Annotated in this window: 11 protein-coding genes; 7 read left to right on the top strand and 4 right to left on the bottom strand. The window is 66.6% G+C overall.

What is annotated here, in order from left to right:
- Positions 1 to 47 precede the first annotated feature (47 nt).
- Both FCE95_RS01180 and FCE95_RS01175 read right to left on the bottom strand, forming a co-directional pair.
- Positions 48 to 1,445 (bottom strand): HlyD family type I secretion periplasmic adaptor subunit, encoded by a 1,398-nt coding sequence (locus FCE95_RS01180; protein WP_137265174.1) that lies wholly within the window; start codon positions 1,443 to 1,445, stop codon positions 48 to 50.
- A 22-nt stretch (positions 1,446 to 1,467) separates the two neighbouring features.
- Positions 1,468 to 3,633, bottom strand: a complete 2,166-nt coding sequence (locus tag FCE95_RS01175) for a type I secretion system permease/ATPase (RefSeq protein WP_137265173.1) — start codon at positions 3,631 to 3,633, stop codon at positions 1,468 to 1,470.
- A 569-nt stretch (positions 3,634 to 4,202) separates the two neighbouring features.
- Between FCE95_RS01175 and FCE95_RS01170 the strand changes: the two genes are divergently transcribed.
- A complete protein-coding gene (locus FCE95_RS01170) occupies positions 4,203 to 6,722 on the top strand; it encodes a TonB-dependent receptor plug domain-containing protein (protein WP_137265172.1) in 2,520 nt (839 codons plus the stop codon).
- A gap of 117 nt (positions 6,723 to 6,839) precedes the next feature.
- On the opposite strand, the gene FCE95_RS01165 is transcribed toward FCE95_RS01170, so the two are convergent.
- Positions 6,840 to 9,743, bottom strand: a complete 2,904-nt coding sequence (locus tag FCE95_RS01165) for an EAL domain-containing protein (RefSeq protein WP_223266729.1) — start codon at positions 9,741 to 9,743, stop codon at positions 6,840 to 6,842.
- 161 nt (positions 9,744 to 9,904) lie between these two features.
- Here FCE95_RS01165 and FCE95_RS01160 point away from each other — a divergent pair, with 161 nt between their 5' ends.
- From FCE95_RS01160 to gnd, 6 genes are all read left to right on the top strand, one after another.
- Positions 9,905 to 10,459: an RNA polymerase sigma factor gene (locus FCE95_RS01160; RefSeq protein ID WP_137265171.1), complete on the top strand. Its 555-nt coding sequence runs from the start codon at positions 9,905 to 9,907 to the stop codon at positions 10,457 to 10,459.
- Positions 10,456 to 11,421, top strand: a complete 966-nt coding sequence (locus FCE95_RS01155) for a hypothetical protein (protein WP_137265170.1) — start codon at positions 10,456 to 10,458, stop codon at positions 11,419 to 11,421. The genes FCE95_RS01160 and FCE95_RS01155 overlap by 4 nt, the downstream gene beginning before the upstream one ends.
- Positions 11,418 to 12,026, top strand: coding sequence for an IMPACT family protein (locus FCE95_RS01150; protein ID WP_137265169.1), 609 nt, complete (start codon positions 11,418 to 11,420; stop codon positions 12,024 to 12,026). The genes FCE95_RS01155 and FCE95_RS01150 overlap by 4 nt, the downstream gene beginning before the upstream one ends.
- A 185-nt stretch (positions 12,027 to 12,211) precedes the next feature.
- On the top strand, positions 12,212 to 13,984 hold the full coding sequence (locus tag FCE95_RS01145; RefSeq protein WP_137265168.1) for an ABC transporter transmembrane domain-containing protein: 1,773 nt from the start codon (positions 12,212 to 12,214) through the stop codon (positions 13,982 to 13,984).
- Positions 13,985 to 14,005: 21 nt separating this feature from the next.
- Entirely contained in the window at positions 14,006 to 14,425 is a 420-nt protein-coding gene (locus FCE95_RS01140; protein WP_137265167.1) for a VOC family protein, read from the top strand.
- Between the two features lie 143 nt (positions 14,426 to 14,568).
- A complete protein-coding gene (gene gnd / locus FCE95_RS01135; RefSeq protein WP_137265166.1) occupies positions 14,569 to 15,474 on the top strand; it encodes a phosphogluconate dehydrogenase (NAD(+)-dependent, decarboxylating) in 906 nt (301 codons plus the stop codon).
- A gap of 103 nt (positions 15,475 to 15,577) precedes the next feature.
- Here gnd and FCE95_RS01130 read toward each other — a convergent pair whose 3' ends face one another.
- Positions 15,578 to 17,206 (bottom strand): isovaleryl-CoA dehydrogenase, encoded by a 1,629-nt coding sequence (locus tag FCE95_RS01130; RefSeq protein WP_137265165.1) that lies wholly within the window; start codon positions 17,204 to 17,206, stop codon positions 15,578 to 15,580.
- Between the last annotated feature and the right edge of the window lie 64 nt (positions 17,207 to 17,270).

The following is a 17,270-nucleotide window of genomic DNA, read 5'->3' as shown; positions in this document are numbered from 1 at the left end:
TGAAGCCAACGCGATCGCGAATGCGATCGACGCGATCGGCGACCGCCTCACCGCTCCCGCCCCGCTTCCTGTACGCGCCGGGCCAACGGCGACAGCAGGTATTCGATGATGCGGCGATCGCCGGTCTTGATCTCCGCGGTCGCGGCCAAACCCGGCGCGAGCGGCGTACGCTTGCCGCCGATCTCGATCCACGCTTGCTGCAGGCGCACGCGCGCCGGATAAAGCAGCCCTTCCTTCTCGGTCTGCACGGCGTCGCGGCCGATATGTTCAACCACGCCGTTGACCACGCCGTAGCGGGTGAACGGATACGCTTCGAGCTTCACTTCGACCGGCTGGCCGGCATGGATGAAGCCGGCGTCCTTGTTGGGCACCATCGCATCGACGATCAGCTCGCCGTCGTTGGGCACCACCACCATCAGCGGATCGGCGGGTTTGACCACGCCGCCGATCGTGTGCACCTGCAACTGCTGCACGACGCCGGCCACCGGCGCGGACAGCACCGTGCGACCGGCCTTTTCGTTCGCCTTCTTCAGTTCCTCGCTGCGCAGGGCGCGGGCCGCTTCGGCTTCGGTCAGCGCATCCAGCGCTTCGCGCGCGAATTCGCTTTCGGTCTTGCCCAATTGTTCGACCACGGCGCGCTCGCCGGCGCGCGATTTGGCGCTTTCTTCGCGCCGGATCGCCAGATCCTGGCGCATGCCCACCAGGCGCTCCTTCACTTCCGACACCTGCAGCTTGGGCACGTAGTCGTTCTTGCTCAGGGATTCGAGCTTGGCGTGCTGGTCGGTGACCAAGGGCAACTGCTCTTCGAGCTTGGCCACTTCGGCTGCGACCATGCCTGCGTCGCCGTGGCGCTGGGCGAGCTCCTGGCGCAAACCCGCGCGCGAGGTTTCGTATTCGCGGATCTTGGCTTGCACCAAAGCCGCTTGTATTTCGGCGATCGGCGCCGGCGCCTCCGGCGGCGCGCGGAAGGTATTGCCCTTGCCGGAGGCGTAGTCGACCAGGGCGCGGGTTCGGGCTACGTCGATCTCGGCGGTGATCAGCGCCTGGCGCGCCTGTTCGACCTCGGCCTTGCTGACCGTGGGATCCAGTTCGATCAAAGGCTGTCCGGCGACTACGCCTTGTCCTTCCACGACGTGGATCGCGCGCACCACGCCGTAGTCCGAAGGCTGGATGGTCTTCACGCTGCCGCGCGGCGTGACCTTGCCGCTGGCCGAAGCGACCATGTCGATCTTGCCCAGGCACGCCCAAATCAACGCAAGCGCCAGGAACGCGATCAGCGCCCACAGCACGGCGCGGCCGGCCGGATTGGGCGGCGTCTCCAGTATTTCCAAAGCCGCCGGCAGAAACTCGGTTTCCGCCGTGGCCGCGCGGCTGCCCGCCTGTTCGCGATCCAGCCGCAAACTTTCGCGCAGCACTCCCCAATGCCGTTTAACGCCTTCCCACATCCTTGCGCGCCTTATGCCGGTGTCAGGACAACTTTCCCATCGCCGGCGCGGGCGCCGGCAATCCCATTTGCTTGGTGTAGAGCGACGCATAGCGCCCGCCGCTGCGCAGCAGCTCCTCGTGCGTGCCGGCTTCGACGATGCGGCCGCGCTCCAAGGTGACGATCCGGTTCGCCAAGCGCACCGCCGAAAGCCGGTGCGCGATGATGATCACCGTGCGGCCCGCGGCCATCTGGCGCAGGTTCGTCTGCACGATCTCCTCGCTCTCCGCGTCCAGCGCCGAGGTCGCCTCGTCGAAGATGAGGATGCGCGGATCGGTCGCCAGCGCCCGCGCGATTGCGATGCGCTGGCGCTGCCCGCCGGACAGGTTGCCGCCGCGCTCGTCGATCGGCGTGTCGTAGGCTTCCGGCAATTCCAGGATGAAGTCGTGCGCGCCGGCCAGCTTCGCCGCTTCGATCACTTTCGGCATCGGCATCGCCGGATCGGCCAAAGCGATGTTTTCGCGCACGCTGCGGTTGAACAGCAGGCTTTCCTGCAACACCACGCCGACCTGGCGGCGCAGCCAGGACGGATCGACCATCGACAGATCGACGCCGTCCACCAGCACGCGTCCGCGCTCGGGCGTGTGCAAGCGCTGGATCAGTTTGGTCAGCGTGGATTTGCCCGAACCGGAAGGCCCGACCACGCCGATGATCTCGCCCGGAGTCACCTCCAGGCTGACGTCGCTGAGAATCTCGGGGCCGTCGGGCCGGTAACGGAAGCCGATCCGCTCCAGGCTGATCCTGCCTTCCATGTCGGGCAAGCTGGCGCGCGATGGCGACACCGTCGGTTCGGCGGGCGAATTGAGGATGTCGCCCAGCCGGTCCACCGCGATCCGCGCTTGCTGGAAATCTTGCGCCAATTGCGCCAAACGCAGCACCGGACCGGCCACCTGCCCCGCCAGCATGTTGAACGCGACCAATTCGCCGACGGTGAGCTTGCCGCCGATGACCAAGCGCGCGCCGAAGAACAGCAGCGCGACAGTGGCGAGTTTATGGATCAGCTGGATCGCCTGCGAGCCCCAATTGGCGATCATCCGCGCCTTGAAGCTGGACTGGATATAGCCCGCCAGCTGCCGCTCCCAGCGGTTCTGCATCTGCGGTTCGACCGCCATCGCCTTCAGCGTTTCCACGCCGGTGACGGCTTCCACCAGGAACGATTGGTTCTCGGCGCCGCGGATGAACTTCTCGTCCAACCGGCGCCGCAGCATCGGTCCGACCACCGCCACCACGATCGCGTACAACGGCAACGTGATCAGCACCACCAGCAGCAGCGCCGGGCTGTAGAGCCACATCACGGCGAGGAACACGATCGCGAAGAACAGGTCCAGCACCACCGTCTGCGCGGACGAGGTGAGGAATTCGCGGATGGTTTCCAGTTCGCGCACGCGCGCCACCGAATCGCCGACCCGGCGCGCCTGGAAATAGGCCAGCGGCAGATGGGTCAAGTGCGAGAACAGTTTCGAGCCGAGTTCGGCGTCGACGCGGCTGGTGGTGTGCGAGAACAGGTAGGTGCGCAAGCCGCCCATCATCACGTCGAACAGCGAAACGACGAGCAGGCCGATGGCCAGCACTTCGAGCGTGGTGATGCCCTTGTGCACCAGCACCTTGTCGATCACCACCTGGAAGAACAGCGGCGTGATCAGCGCCAATATCTGCAGGAAGAACGAAGCCAGCAGCACGTCGCGCAGCAGGCGCCGGTATTTGACCAGGGCCGGAATGAACCAGCTGATGTCGAAAGCGCGCGCGGCGCCGGCCACGCGCTCGCGGGTGGTCATCAAAATCAGCTTGCCGGCGTAGCCTTCGGCGAATTCCTCGCGCGCCATCGCGACCGGGCGTTCGTGCGAGGGGTCGAAAACCAGCACCTGCCGGTCGTCGGCTTTCAGCAGCAGCGTGTAGCGGCCGCTGGACAGCAAGGCGATCGCGGGCAGCGGATGGCGATCGAGCTTCGCGGGCGCAGCGTCGACCAGGCGCGCCTTGACGTCCAGCTTCTTGGCCAGGCGCAGCAAGTCCTGGGGCTCGGGAGCAGCGCCGCCCTTGCCCAACAAATAACGAAGTTGATCCGGATCGGCGGGCTTGCCCAAATAGCCCAGCAGCGCCACGAAACAGGCCAGCGCATCGTCTCCTGCGACGGCGGACTCTACGTCCGCCACCGTCCCTGGTTCTTGTTCCCCCTGCACAGCATCCCCCCGATGCCAAAGGCGCCTTCCTGATGGCGCACTAAAAAATCATACCCCTTTCGGGGAAACCGTAAACCCTGTTCGCACCGTGCTGCGTACCGTTCGACACATCCTGTCGCGCCCTGCCTCCATCGATCCGGCAGGCCGCCCATACGCAGACACGCGAGCGGACGAAATCCGGAACGCCGAATGCATGCCCGTCGGTTGCCGCCGTGCCCGACAGCCATCCGTCCTGTGAGTGCCGCCTCAGACCGGAGCCAGAACCGACCTCCGACCGCGTCCCTGACCTTCATCGGCCGGAACCACTCCTTCTTCTTGCGTACGGCTCGGCTGCATCGGCGAAGTGCTGCCGATTTCACATTTCATCGTTTCGGGGTGGGCGACAGGGGCTTGTAACCGTTTGCACCCGAGATTTCCGGTTTCCCACCCGTGGAACGGAGTGTTACAACCTGGTGACGGGGGATCCGGAAAAGCAGGCGTGGCCCGATGCATCGGATGCGGGCAGGGGCTGCGCTTTTCACGACCGACATGAGGATTCCCCGATGCCCAGCTCCCGCCATTTCGTTGCACCTACCCTCGCCGCCTTGCCGGTCGCCCTCGCGGCCGCGCTGGCGTTGCCGGCCTACGCTCAGGACACCCCCGAAACCGCCCGCACCAAACCGACCCAGCTCGAGGCCGTTACCGTCACCGGTTCGCGCGTGCAAGGCCGCACCGCGGAAGAGACCGCCGCACCCGTGGACATCATCGGCCAAGAGGAATTGGCCAATACCGGCGCGATGGAAGTCGGCCAAGCGCTGCAACTGCTGGAGCCGAGCTTCAACTTCTCGCGCACCACGGTCAGCGACGGCACCGACGTCATGCGTCCGGCCACGCTGCGCGCGCTGGGCCCCGACCAGGTGCTGGTGCTGGTGAACGGCAAGCGCCGCCACCAGCAGGCGCTGGTGAATGTGCAGCAGACCATCGCCCGCGGCTCCGCAGGCACCGACCTCAACGCCATTCCGGTCTCGGCGATCGAGCGCATCGAAGTGCTGCGCGACGGCGCCGCGGCGCAATACGGTTCCGACGCCATCGCCGGCGTCATCAACATCATCCTCAAGAACCAGACCGACCACACCGACGTGTCGATCATGGGCGGCGAAACCTTCAAGGGCGACGGGCGCGTGCTGCACGGCTCGGTCAACACCGGCTTCGCGCTCGGCGACAGCGGCTTCATCAACCTCACCGCCGAATACCGCGACCGCGGCGAGACCAACCGCGCCGGCAAGGCGACCACCAACCTGCTGGGCTGGTACGACCAGGCGCAGTTCGACGCCGGCCGCCGCGACGTCAAGCTGCACCTGGGCGACGCCGACACCAAAGACGCGTATTTATGGATGAACGGCGAATACCCGATCGGCGCCGGCGCGCTGTACTGGTTCGGCGGCCTGTCGCAGCGCGAAGGCGATTCGTTCGGCTTCTACCGCGGCCCGCACGACAATCGCACCATTCCGCAGATCTACCCCGACGGCTTCCTGCCCAACATCATCACCACGGTCGACGACGCTTCGCTCGCGGTCGGTTATCGCGGCCCGCTGAGCGACGACTGGGACTGGGACGTTTCGATCAACCACGGCCGCAACAAATTCGCCTTCGAGGAACGCAGCACCGCCAACGTGAGTTGGTACTACGAACCCAAGCCCGGCGGCGGCATCTACGCCGAAACGCCGACCTCGGCCGACACCGGCGCGCTCGAATTCCGGCAGACGACCTTCAACCTGGATTTCAGCGGGCAAGTGCCCGGCTTCAACGGCAATCCGCTGTACTTGGCCACCGGCTTCGAGTGGCGCAAGGACCAGTATTTGATGGAAGCGGGCGATCCGGTGTCCTACACCTACGGCCGCACCAACGATCCCAGCGTGCCGATCTTCGGCCAGACCGGCGATCCGGCGTCCTCGGGCACCCAAGGCTTCCCCGGCTTCACGCCGGCCACCGAAGTCGACGACGGACGCCGCAGCATGGCGGTCTATCTCGACGCCGAAACCAACCTGACCCAGAAGCTGTTGCTGGGCGCGGCCGTGCGCTACGAGGACTACTCCGACTTCGGCAATACCACCAAGGGCAAGCTCTCGCTGCGCTACGACGCCAACGACGTGTTCGCTTTCCGCGGCACGATCTCCACCGGCTTCCGCGCGCCCAGCGTGCAGCAGGCCTTCTTCAGCCAGGTGTCGACCAACCTCAACGGCGGCGTGCTGACCGAAGTGCTGACCGCGCGCAACAACAGCGACGTGGCCCGCGCGCTCGGCATTCCGGCGCTGAAGGAAGAAACCTCCTTCAGCAAATCGTTCGGCATCGTCTTCAAGCCGATCGAGAATTTCTCGATCACCGCAGACATCTTCCGGATCGATATCGAAGACCGCCTGGTCTATTCGGAAGGCATCACCCCCGAGTCCACCGGCACCGACGGCCTACCCTGCACGCCGACCAACACCAACTGCCCCATCGCCCGCGCCCTGGCTCCTTTCCGCGCCGGCGTGGTGCAGTTCTTCACCAACGCGATCGACACCAGCACCACCGGTTTGGACATCGTCGCCAACGCCAGCCACAAGCTGAAGAACGGCAGCAACCTCAACCTGACCGCCCTGTTCCACTTCAACAAGACCGAAGTCACCGACGTGCATTCCGAGTCGCCGATCATCCCCGAATCGTCGATTTTCGGCACCGTCCAGGAAACCCTGATCGAGAAGGGACAGCCGCGCGAGCACCACGTGCTGCAGGGCGTCTGGAGCGACGACAAGTGGGAAGTCACCGTCCGCGAAAACTATTTCGGCGAAGTCTCGGGCCTGGGCTTCGGGCCGTACGAGGCGGACGGCAAGTGGCTGGCCGATCTGGCGGTCGCCTACAAGTTCACCGACAAGATCAAGTTGACCGTCGGCGGAAACAATATTTTCGACGTCTATCCGAGCAAGTGGGATCCGAACGCCGGCTTCCCGTTCCCGCAGCTGGGCTTCGTCTACGGCTGGGAAACGATGCCGTTCGGCATGAACGGCGGCAGCTACTACGCCAGGCTGGATTTCCGGTTCTGAGCGCAGAGCGGCGCAGGTCCGCCTGCGCCGCTCTTGTAGAGTCGAGCCTGCTCGACTGTCTTTACACCGTGTGCGAGAAGCATAAGCAGTCGAGCAGGCTCGACTCTACAAAAACGATTAGCCGCGTTGCGTCGCCGGCACGGGATGGCCGAACAGGTAGCCCTGCCCGTATTCGCAACCCAAGTCGCGCAACGCTAAGCGTTGCGCATCGGTCTCGATGCCCTCGCCGATGGTCTCGATGCCCAATGCGCTGGCCAGGGCGAGGATCGCGCGCGTCACCGCCATGCTTTCCGGGCTGGATTCGCCGTGCAGCCCGGCGACGAAGCTGCGGTCGATCTTGAGCGTGGCGATCGGGAAATTGTGCAGGTAAGACAGCGCCGAAAAGCCGGTGCCGAAATCGTCCAGTTGGGCCAGCACGCCGTGGTCGCGCAAGGTGCGCAGCATGCGCAAGGCGCGCGGCGCGTCGTCGAGCAACGCGACTTCGGTGATTTCGATCCGCAAGCGGCGCGAATCGGCGCCGCATACGTCGAGCATGCGCAGCAGGCGGTCGGCGAAATCGGCGGAGCGGAAATGGCGCGGCGAGACGTTCACGGACACGTAGCCTTCGCCGCCGGCCGAAAGCTCCATCGCCACCTGCTGATAAAGCATCCAGTCGACCTGCTCGATCAGGCCGCTGTCCTCGCCCAGGCCCATGAAATCGCCGGGCGCCAGCACGCCGCGCTGTTCGTGGTTCCAGCGCAGCAGCGCCTCGTGGCCGATGACCTTGCTGTCGGACAAGCGCACGATCGGCTGGTACCAGGGCTCGAAATCGTCGCGGTTGATGGCGCGGCGCAGATCGGCTTCCAGATCGAGCAGGCGCATCGCGTGTTCGCGCATGTGCTCGTCGAACACCGCGCTGCGGCCGCGGCCGAGCGCCTTGGCGCGGTACATGGCGGCATCGGCGTCGCGCAGCAATTCCTCGCCGCTGCGGTAGCGCGGCTGCCACATGGCGATGCCCAAGCTGGCCGCGGGAAACAGTTCGCGCCCGGCGATCCACACCGGCGCGCCGAGCGCGCGCAGGATGCGTGCCGCCAGTTTCTCCGCGGCTTCTGCGCCTTCGACGCCTTCGACCAGCACCGCGAACTCGTCGCCGCCCAGCCGCGCCACCACGTCGTCGGGACGCACCGCGGAGACGATCCGGCTGCCGGCCTCGACCAGCATCTCGTCGCCGGAAGCGTGGCCCACGCTGTCGTTGACCAGTTTGAAGCGGTCCAGGTCGAGGAACAGCACCGCGAACTTGAAGGCGGGATCGTCGATCGCGCGCGCGATCGCCTCGTTCATCCGGTCGAGCAGATGCGCGCGGTTCGGCAAGCCGGTCAAGGCGTCGTGCAGGGCCTGGTGGGTCAGGCGCCGCTCCGCGCGCAAGCGCTCGCCGATCTGGGCGAGCAGCTTGTGGTTGCTCTCCTCCAGCTCGCGGGTGCGTTCGTCGACGCGCTGTTCTAATTCCAAATGCGCCGCTTTCAGGTCGTCCTGCGCCAGTTTGCGCTGCAGGCTGCTGCCGATCTGATGGGCGACGAAAGTCATCAGTTCTTGGTCGCGCAAGGTGAAGCCGACGCCTTCGTGGTAACTCTGCACGGTGATCACGCCGACCACGGTTTCTCCGCGAAACAACGGCACGCCGAGCCAGCAGTACGCCTGCTCGCCGAAACTGCGCACCTTGCCCTCCGCTTCCAGCGTGGCGATGTCGGCGCGATGCGCGAGCAAGGGCTGCCCTGTGGCGAGCACGTATTCGGTCAGGCCCGAGGACAGGCGCCGGGTCTTGCGCTGGCTTTCGCGCTCGTCGACCGAATACGGGAATTCCAGATGGCGGCCGTCGGCGGAGAGCATGGCGATGTAGAAATTGCGTGCGTACAGCAATTCGTCGACCACGGCATGGGCCTGGGCGTAGAAGCGCTCCAGGCTGTCGGCGTTCGCGGTGAACTCGGCGATCTTGTACAACGCCCGCTGCAGCTCCTCGCCGCGCTGCCTCTCGATGATCTCGGCTTGCAGCTCCTCGTTGGCGCGCTGCAGTTCGCGGGTGCGCTCGCCCACCCTCCGCTCCAGTTCGACTTGCGCGTACTTGCGGTCGAGCGCGGTTTGGATGTGCTGGGCGACGAATTCCAGCAGCACCCGGTCCTCGTCGCTGTAGCTGGCGGGATGGTCGTAGCTCTGCACCACGATCGCGCCGCTGACCCGGCCTTCGCGGCGCATCAGCACGCCGAGCCAGTCTTCGCTGTCGGGGCCGTGCTCGGGATCGCGCACGATGCCCAGCTTGTCGCGGATTTCTTCCGAAGGCCCGCGCAGCGGCTCGCCGTGCAGCAATAGGCCGACGGTGAGGCTGCTGGGCATGTCGCCGATCGGGATCGCGCGGTCGGGTTCGGACTTGAACGCGTCGATCTGGTCGGCGAAGTACAGGAAGCGCAGCGTGCGCGCCGCGTCGTCGTACAGCACGATGTAGAAGTTGCGCGCGTACATCAGGCGGCCGACCACGCTGTGGATCCGGCGCAGCATGTCCTGCATCTCCAGGCCCGAGCCGGCCAGGTCGGCGATTTCGTACAAAGCCTGCTGCAGACGTTCGGATTTCTGCAGCGATTCGATCCGCGCCTGCGCCCGGATCGACGCCAACGTCGCCGACACCGTGCGCCGGACCAAGGCGAGCCAAGCCTGTTGCGAGGCGACCGGCAAAGCTTCGGCCAGGGCCGCGGCGATCGCGATCCGGGTTTCGTCGTCGGCGGTCCAGGTTTCCAGGATTTCGTCGCTGGCCGCGGTGACGGCCTCCCCGGCCAGGAGCCGGGCCGAGCGGTCCATCAGATGGGCGGCGCCCGCCGTGGCGGCATTGCCCTCGCGGCCGCTGGCGTCGCGCCAGCGCACGACCAGCCGGGAGCCGGTCGGCAGGGTTTCGACCAGCATGCCCGCCAAGCCGGAACTCGGTACGCCCAGCTGCGCCAGTAGCCCTTCGTCGGCCATCCGTTCGACCCGCTGCGGTGTCAGGCCCCCTGCCATGCCACTAAGGATAACGTGCGCCGCCCCGGACGAACGGCCAACCCCATCCCTGTTTCGCAACCGTTCTTTTGTTCATGTACTGCCTTTCGCCCGCCGTCGCGGGGTGGGCCATGCCGTGCGCCGACTTCCCGGCAACGGCCTCTGCGCTTACCCTGCGCGTCATGGATGCAGCCACGGAACCCAGCGACGACGCGCTGATGCTCGCTTATGCGGGCGGCGACGTCGCCGCGTTCGAACGGCTGTACGCGCGCCATCGCGGCCGTTTGTATCGCTTTTTGCTGCGCCAGGCGCGCGATTCGGCGCTGGCGGACGAGATGTTCCAGGACGTGTGGCAACGGGTGATCGCCGCGCGCCAGCAATGGAAGCCGGATGCGGCGTTTTCGACCTGGCTGTTCCGGATCGCGCACAACCGCATGAACGACCACTGGCGCGCGCAGAAGCACCGGCCCGCCGCGCCCGACGATGCGGACGAACGCGCGGCGCGCGTACCCGACCCTCACACGCCGGAGCGCACGCTTTCCGAATTCGAACAGCGCCGGCGCCTGCAGTTGGCGTTGGACGAGCTGCCCGACGAGCAGCGCGAAGTGCTGACGTTGAGATTGGAGCAGGAACTGACTTTGGAGGAGATCGGCAGCATCACCGGCGTGGGCCGGGAAACCGTCAAGTCGCGGTTGCGCTACGCGATGGACAAGCTGCGCTCGAGATTGCACGAATGAACACCGGTCCCGGACAACCCGATCGCGAACCGCTGACGCCGGAAGAGCGCGAGTGGGCGCAGCGCCTGTCGCGGCTCGGCCCCAGCGCCGGGCCGCCGTCGGCGATCGACGCGCGCATCCTCGCGGCCGCGCACGACGCGGTCGCGAAGCGCCCGCCCGCGCGCGATCGCGGCCGGCGGCGTTGGCCGCTCGCGCTGGGCGTGGCCGCATCGCTGGCTTTGGCGGTGGGCATCGCCTGGCGTCTACGGCCCATGCCCGAACTGGCGCCTGCGCGCGACGAAGCCGAGGTCGCCGCCGCTCGCACGGTCGGCGGGCCGGCGCCGCCCGCGGAGCCGATGTACGGGCCGGCGCCGGCGACGGTCCGCATCGAGCCGCCGCCTCCACCGCAGGAAGCCAAGCGCGAGTCGAAGGAACAGGACAAGCCGGAAATCCCGGAGCAAGCACGGCCGACGCCGATCGTGCTCGACGACCTGCGCGCCAACGATGCGGCCATGGCTCCGCCGGCTCCCGCCGCGCCGCCTCCCCCGCCCGCGCCGGCGCCGATAGCCGCCGAAGCCGCGGCGGCCACTGCCGCCGCGAATGCCGACATGACGGCCGGCGCTGCGGCATCGGCCCAGGAAAGCGAGCGGATGCAGAAAGCCGCCGAGGCGGTTTCGGCGCAACGGGCGAAGACGATCGAATCGCCGGAAGTTTCTCGCCGCGAAGCCCAGGCGCAGAAACAAGCGGCCGACGCCGATATCGACATCGCCGGCAGCGACGACGGCGACGAACCGCCCGCTTACGCCAATTCGCCGCAGGTCCGCGAAGCGTGGTTGCGGCGCATCCGCGAGCTGATCGCCGAAGGCAATCTGCAGCAGGCCCACGACAGCCTGGACGAATTCCAACGGCGCTATCCGGATCAACCGTTGCCGGAAGACCTGAAGCAATTCGAGCAATCCAAGCACGGCTCATTGCTGCCGTGAGCCTGGATACGCTGGCCGCATCGGCCACGCATGCCATCGAGGTCAAACGCAGCCGTTTCCTGGCCCAAGCCGCGCCGGTCGAATCGCCCGCAGCGGCGCTGGCTTGGCTGGCCGAAATCGCCGACGCCGACGCCACCCATAATTGCTGGGCCTACCGAATCGACGCGGAATACCGTTCCAGTGACGACGGCGAGCCGGCCGGCACGGCCGGACGGCCGATCCTGGCCGCGATCGACGGACAAGGCTTCGACCGGGTGATGGTGGTGGTTACCCGCTGGTACGGCGGCACGAATTTGGGGGCGGGAGGCTTGGTCCGCGCTTACGGCGGCGTCGCGGCCGAATGCCTGCGCCGCGCGCCGCGGCGGCCGTTGATCGCGATGGGCGTTCTGGATTTGGCCTGCGGATTCGCCGACAGCGCGGAGGTTTATGCGGCCATCGCTGCGTTCGGCGCGGACAAGCAGGAAGAGCGGTTCGACGCCGAAGGCGTCTTTTTCCGGCTTTCGATGCCCGCAGATCGGATCGAAGCCTTGAAAGCGCGGTTGCGGGACGCCACTCGGGATAGGGTGCGGTTTGTGGCGATTGAATCGAGCGCACGTTCCCGTTAGCCGTCGTTTCCGCGAAGGCGGAAATCCAGTGACTTCGCTTTGCTCGCGTAATGGCGATTTTTAAGCACCCCCAATAAGAGCAAGGGCAAAATGGGTTCCAGCTTCCGCTGGAATGACGGCCAGGAGCGTAAGTCACCGGACCCGCCTTCGCGGAAATGACGACTGAAAAGGCGAAGCGAAAAGCAATGTCGGAAACGGACGCCAAAACCCCAACGAACAAACCCAAACCCCGCCTCGGCACGCTGCGCGCGCTGTGGCCGTTCGTCATGCGCCAACGCGGCTTGTTCGCCGCCTGGCTGGTGGCGTTGGCGGTGGCTTCGGCGGCGACGCTCAGCTTCCCGGTCGCGGTCAAGCGCATGGTCGATTTCGGTTTCCAGAGCGGAACCAACATCGACCGCGAATTCCTCTACCTGTTCGGCGTGGCGGTGGTGCTGGCGCTGGCCAGCGCAGCGCGCTTCTTCTTCGTCTCGCTGCTGGGCGAACGCGTGGTGGCGGACTTGCGTCAGCGGCTGTACGCGCACTTGATCGGCCTGGACGCGAGCTTCCACGACCGCAACCGCAGCGGCGAACTGATTTCGCGGCTGACCGCCGACGCCGAATTGCTGCGCGGCGTGGTCGGTTCGGCCATGTCGGTGGCCTTGCGCAGCAGCGTCACCGTGGTCGGCGCGTTGGCGATGATGTTCGTGACCCAACCGCGCTTGGCGGCCTATGCGCTGGTCGGGATTCCGCTGACGGTGCTGCCGGTCGTTCTCGGCGGGCGCCGCATCCAGAAAATATCGCGCACCAGCCAAGACCGCGTCGCCGACGCCAATGCGCTAGCCACCGAAACCTTGGGCGCGGTGCGCACCGTGCAGGCGCATGCGCGCGAGCCCTACGAACGCGGCCGTTTCGGCAACGCGATCGCGGTGGCGGTCGGCACCGCGCGCAAGCGCATCCGCTGGCAGGCCTTGATCACCGCGGTCGCGATCACTCTGTTCTTCGGCGCGATCATCCTGGTGCTGTGGTCCGGCGCGCACGACGTGATCGCCGGACGCATGACCGCCGGCACGCTCGGCCAGTTCGTGCTGTATGCGCTGATCGGCGGCGGTTCGGTCGGCGCATTGGCCGAAGTCTGGAACGATCTGCAGCGCGCGGCCGGCGGCATGGGCCGGATCAACGACTTGTTGGGCGAAAGCCCGGATATCGTCGCACCCGCCTCGCCGCAGGCGTTGCCGGCCACGGTGCGCGGCGAAATCGCCTTCGACGACGTCACTTTCCGCTACCCGATGCGGCCGGATCTGCCGGCGCTGGAGCATTTCGCGTTGCGCGTGGCGCCCGGCGAAACGGTCGCCTTGGTCGGGCCGTCCGGCGCCGGCAAGAGCACGGTGTTCTCACTGCTGCTGCGCTTCCACGATCCGCAATCGGGCACGGTGTCGGTGGACGGCGTCGACATCTGCGACGCCGATCCGGCCGCGCTGCGCGAACGGATCGCGCTCGTGCCGCAATCGCCGACCATCTTCGCCGCCAGCGCCCGCGACAACATCCGCTACGGCCGCCTGGACGCCGACGACGCGGCCGTCGAAGCCGCCGCGCGATCGGCCGAAGCACACGACTTCCTCTCCGAACTGCCCAAAGGCTACGACGAGGAACTCGGTGAACGCGGCGCGCGCCTGTCCGGCGGCCAGCAACAACGTGTCGCCATCGCCCGCGCCTTGCTGAAGGATGCGCCGATCCTGCTGCTGGACGAAGCGACTTCGGCCCTGGATGCGCAAAGCGAACGCGCCGTGCAGCACGCCTTGGAGCGGCTGATGGCCGGCCGCACCACGCTGGTGATCGCGCATCGCCTGGCCACGGTTTTGAAGGCGGATCGGATCGTGGTGATGGATCGCGGGCGGATCGTCGCGGAAGGCTCTCACGCGGAATTGATCGCGCAGGGCGGACTGTACGCGGAGTTGGCGAAGCTGCAGTTCCTTGATTGAAACTTGTCGGGGGAGCGGATCATGAAACCGCGCATCACAGTCCTCACCCTGGGCGTCGAAGACCTGGAAATATCGCTGCGTTTCTACCGGGACGGTTTGGGGTTGGCGACCGAAGGCATCGTCGGCACCGAATTCGAATACGGCGCCGTCGTGTTCATTCCTTTGCAGTCTGGCCTGCAGCTCGCGCTGTGGCCGCGCGAGAGCATCGCGCACGATTCCGGCGTCCCCGTCGGGGCCGGCGGCGATCCTACGCGCATGACGATCGGCCACAACGTCGCTTCGAAAAGCGAGGTCGACGCCGCAATGGTTGAAGCCGAAAAAGCCGGCGCCAGGATCGTCAAGGCCGCACAAGCTACTTTCTATGGCGGCTATTCAGGCTATTTCCAGGACCCGGATGGGCATCTCTGGGAAATCGTTTGGAATCCGCAGAGAGCGGAGTGAACGCGTAATGGCTGCAGCTGCAGCCCAGCGAAGCGCAGCGACCAGAAGGGTATCGCAGGTTCCGGACTGAACGTCCACCCCTGTGACCGCGGCTTTGTGCTGGGCGTGGGAGAATCCGCCTAATCCAGCGGACAGGACAGATGATGGACATCGGAATGATCGGCCTCGGCCGCATGGGCGCGAACATGGCCGAACGGCTGCTGCGCGGCGGCCATCGCGTGCATGGCTTCGATGCGGTGGAAGCGGCGCGCGACGCGGCCAAGGCCCGCGGCATCGCGCCGGCCGAATCCTTGCAAGCCCTGATCGCCGCCCTGCCCTCGCCGCGCGCGGTTTGGCTGATGGTGCCGGCCGGCGCCATCGTCGACGACACGATCGCCGCGCTGCGGCCTTTGCTGGCGCGAGGAGACATCGTGATCGACGGCGGCAATTCCCGTTACCAGGATTCGATGCGCCGCGCCGAATCGCTCGCCGCGGACGGCATCCGTTACGTCGATTGCGGGACCAGCGGCGGCGTGTGGGGCCTGCAGGAAGGCTATAGCCTGATGCTCGGCGGCGACGAGGCGGCGATCGAAGCGCTGCATCCCATCCTGAAAACGCTGGCGCCTTCCGCCGACCAAGGCTGGGGCCGGGTCGGCCCTTCCGGCGCCGGGCATTTCGCGAAGATGGTCCACAACGGCATCGAATACGGCCTGATGCAGGCCTATGCCGAAGGCTTCGCGATCCTGCAGCGCAAGCAGGATTTCGCCTTCGATCTGCACCAAGTCGCCGAGATCTGGCGCACCGGCAGCGTGGTGCGTTCGTGGCTGCTGGATTTGACCGCCGATGCGCTAGCCAAGAATCCGACGATGGAGGGCATCGCACCCTGGGTGTCCGATTCGGGCGAAGGCCGCTGGACCGTCGCCGAGGCGATCGCGCTCGACGTGCCGGCGCCGGTGATCACCTTGTCGCTGCTGGAGCGGCTACGCTCGCGCGACGACGATTCTTTCGCCGACAAGCTGCTGTCCGCGATGCGCAACCAGTTCGGCGGGCACGCGGTGAAGAAGGAATAGCGAGTCCGCCGCTTTTCGTAGAGTCGAGCTTGCTCGACTGGCTTCGATAAAATCCATAGCCGTCGAAAAGCAGTCGAGCAAGCTCGACTCTACAGAAGCGAGGTCAGGAGCCTATGCGGACCAGCACGGCTTCGAACGCGTCCGCCTGCGGCCGCAGCGTGCCGAAGGCCAAGCCGCGCTCGCCGTCGAGCCTGCTCGTGCAGAACAAATCCGCCATCGGACTGTCCGCCCGCAACAGCGTCGCGGCTTGCAACGCCAAAGCCAACTCTTCGACCAACAGCCGCGCGCCGGCTTCGGCGACGTCTCCGCTCGCGAGCGATGCGCGCAAGGCCTGGGTCGCGGCGTCCAGCGCGGGATGCCGGCCGCTCACGGCCGCCAATTCGGCCAACACCGCATCGCCGGTTTCCGGTTCCCGCGCCAACGCGCGCAGCACATCCAGGCATTGGATGTTGCCGCTGCCTTCCCAAATGGAATTCAACGGCGCCTGCCGGTACAGCCGCGGCAGGATCGATTCTTCGACATAGCCCGCGCCGCCCAAGCATTCCTGCGCTTCGTTGACGGAGGCCGGCGTGCGTTTGCAGATCCAATATTTCCCGACCGCGGTGGCGATGCGGGCGAACGCGGCTTCGCCCGCGTCGCCGGGCGCCGCATCGACCGCGCGGGCCACGCGCATCGACAAGGCCAGCGCCGCTTCGGATTCGATCGCCAGGTCGGCGAGCACGTTGCGCATCAGCGGCTGATCGACGAGCGGCTTGCCGAAAGCCTTGCGATGACGGACGTGGTGCATCGCCTGCGCCAAGGCCATGCGCATCTCCGCGGCCGAGCCGAGCATGCAATCCAAGCGCGTCAGCATCACCATCTCCAGGATCGTGGCGATGCCGCGGCCTTCGTCGCCCACCCGGTAGGCGACCGCCTCCTGGAATTCGACTTCGCTCGACGCGTTGGACCAATCGCCCAGCTTGTCCTTCAGCCGCATCAGGGCGAACGCGTTCTTGGCGCCGTCCGGCAGGCGGCGCGGCAACAGGAAACAGCTCAATCCGCCCGGCGCTTGCGCCAATACGAGGAACGCGTCCGACATGGGCGCTGAAAAGAACCACTTGTGCCCGACCAGCCCGTACTCGCCGTCCGCGGACAGCGGCGTCGCGACGGTCGTGTTGGCGCGCACGTCGCTGCCGCCCTGTTTTTCGGTCATGCCCATGCCGAGGGTGACGCCGGACTTCTGCGCCATCGGCACGTCGCGCGGGTCGTAGCGCGAAGCGGCGACCTTGTCGATCCATTCGCGCAAGACGGGCGCGCGCCGCAAGGCCGGCACCGCGGCGTGGGTCATCGTCAACGGGCAACTGGTGCCTGGTTCGATTTGATGATGCAGATACGACAACGCCGCTCGCGCGACATGCGCGCCGGGCTGCGGTTCGGCCCAGGACAAGCCGGCGACGCCGTGCTCGATCGCCGCCTGCATCAGCCGGTGGTAGTTCGGATGGAACTCGACCGTATCGATGCGATGGCCGAAACGGTCGTGAGTGCGCAGCCGAGGTTTGTCGCGATGCGCGTCGAAACTCAGCCGATAGAGTTCGTCGCCGGCCAGCGCGCCGTAGGCCGCGAGCCTGTTCTCGAAGGCCGCCGCGCCTTCGCGCACCGCGGCTTCGCGCAAGGCGGGATCGGTGGCCCACAAATCCCGCGGCGCGAACTCCGGCGGCTGGTTGTCCACGGTGTGCGTCTGGAACGGAGGCATCGGCGGCTCCGGCGGGTTTGCCCGGATTCTCGCGCATCCGACGTGACGCCGGCCGCATCGGCCG

The sequence above is a fragment of the Luteimonas gilva genome (genome assembly GCF_005239095.1).
Classification (GTDB): Bacteria; Pseudomonadota; Gammaproteobacteria; order Xanthomonadales; family Xanthomonadaceae; genus Luteimonas_C; species Luteimonas_C gilva.
This window is presented reverse-complemented; position numbering and strand designations above follow the sequence as displayed.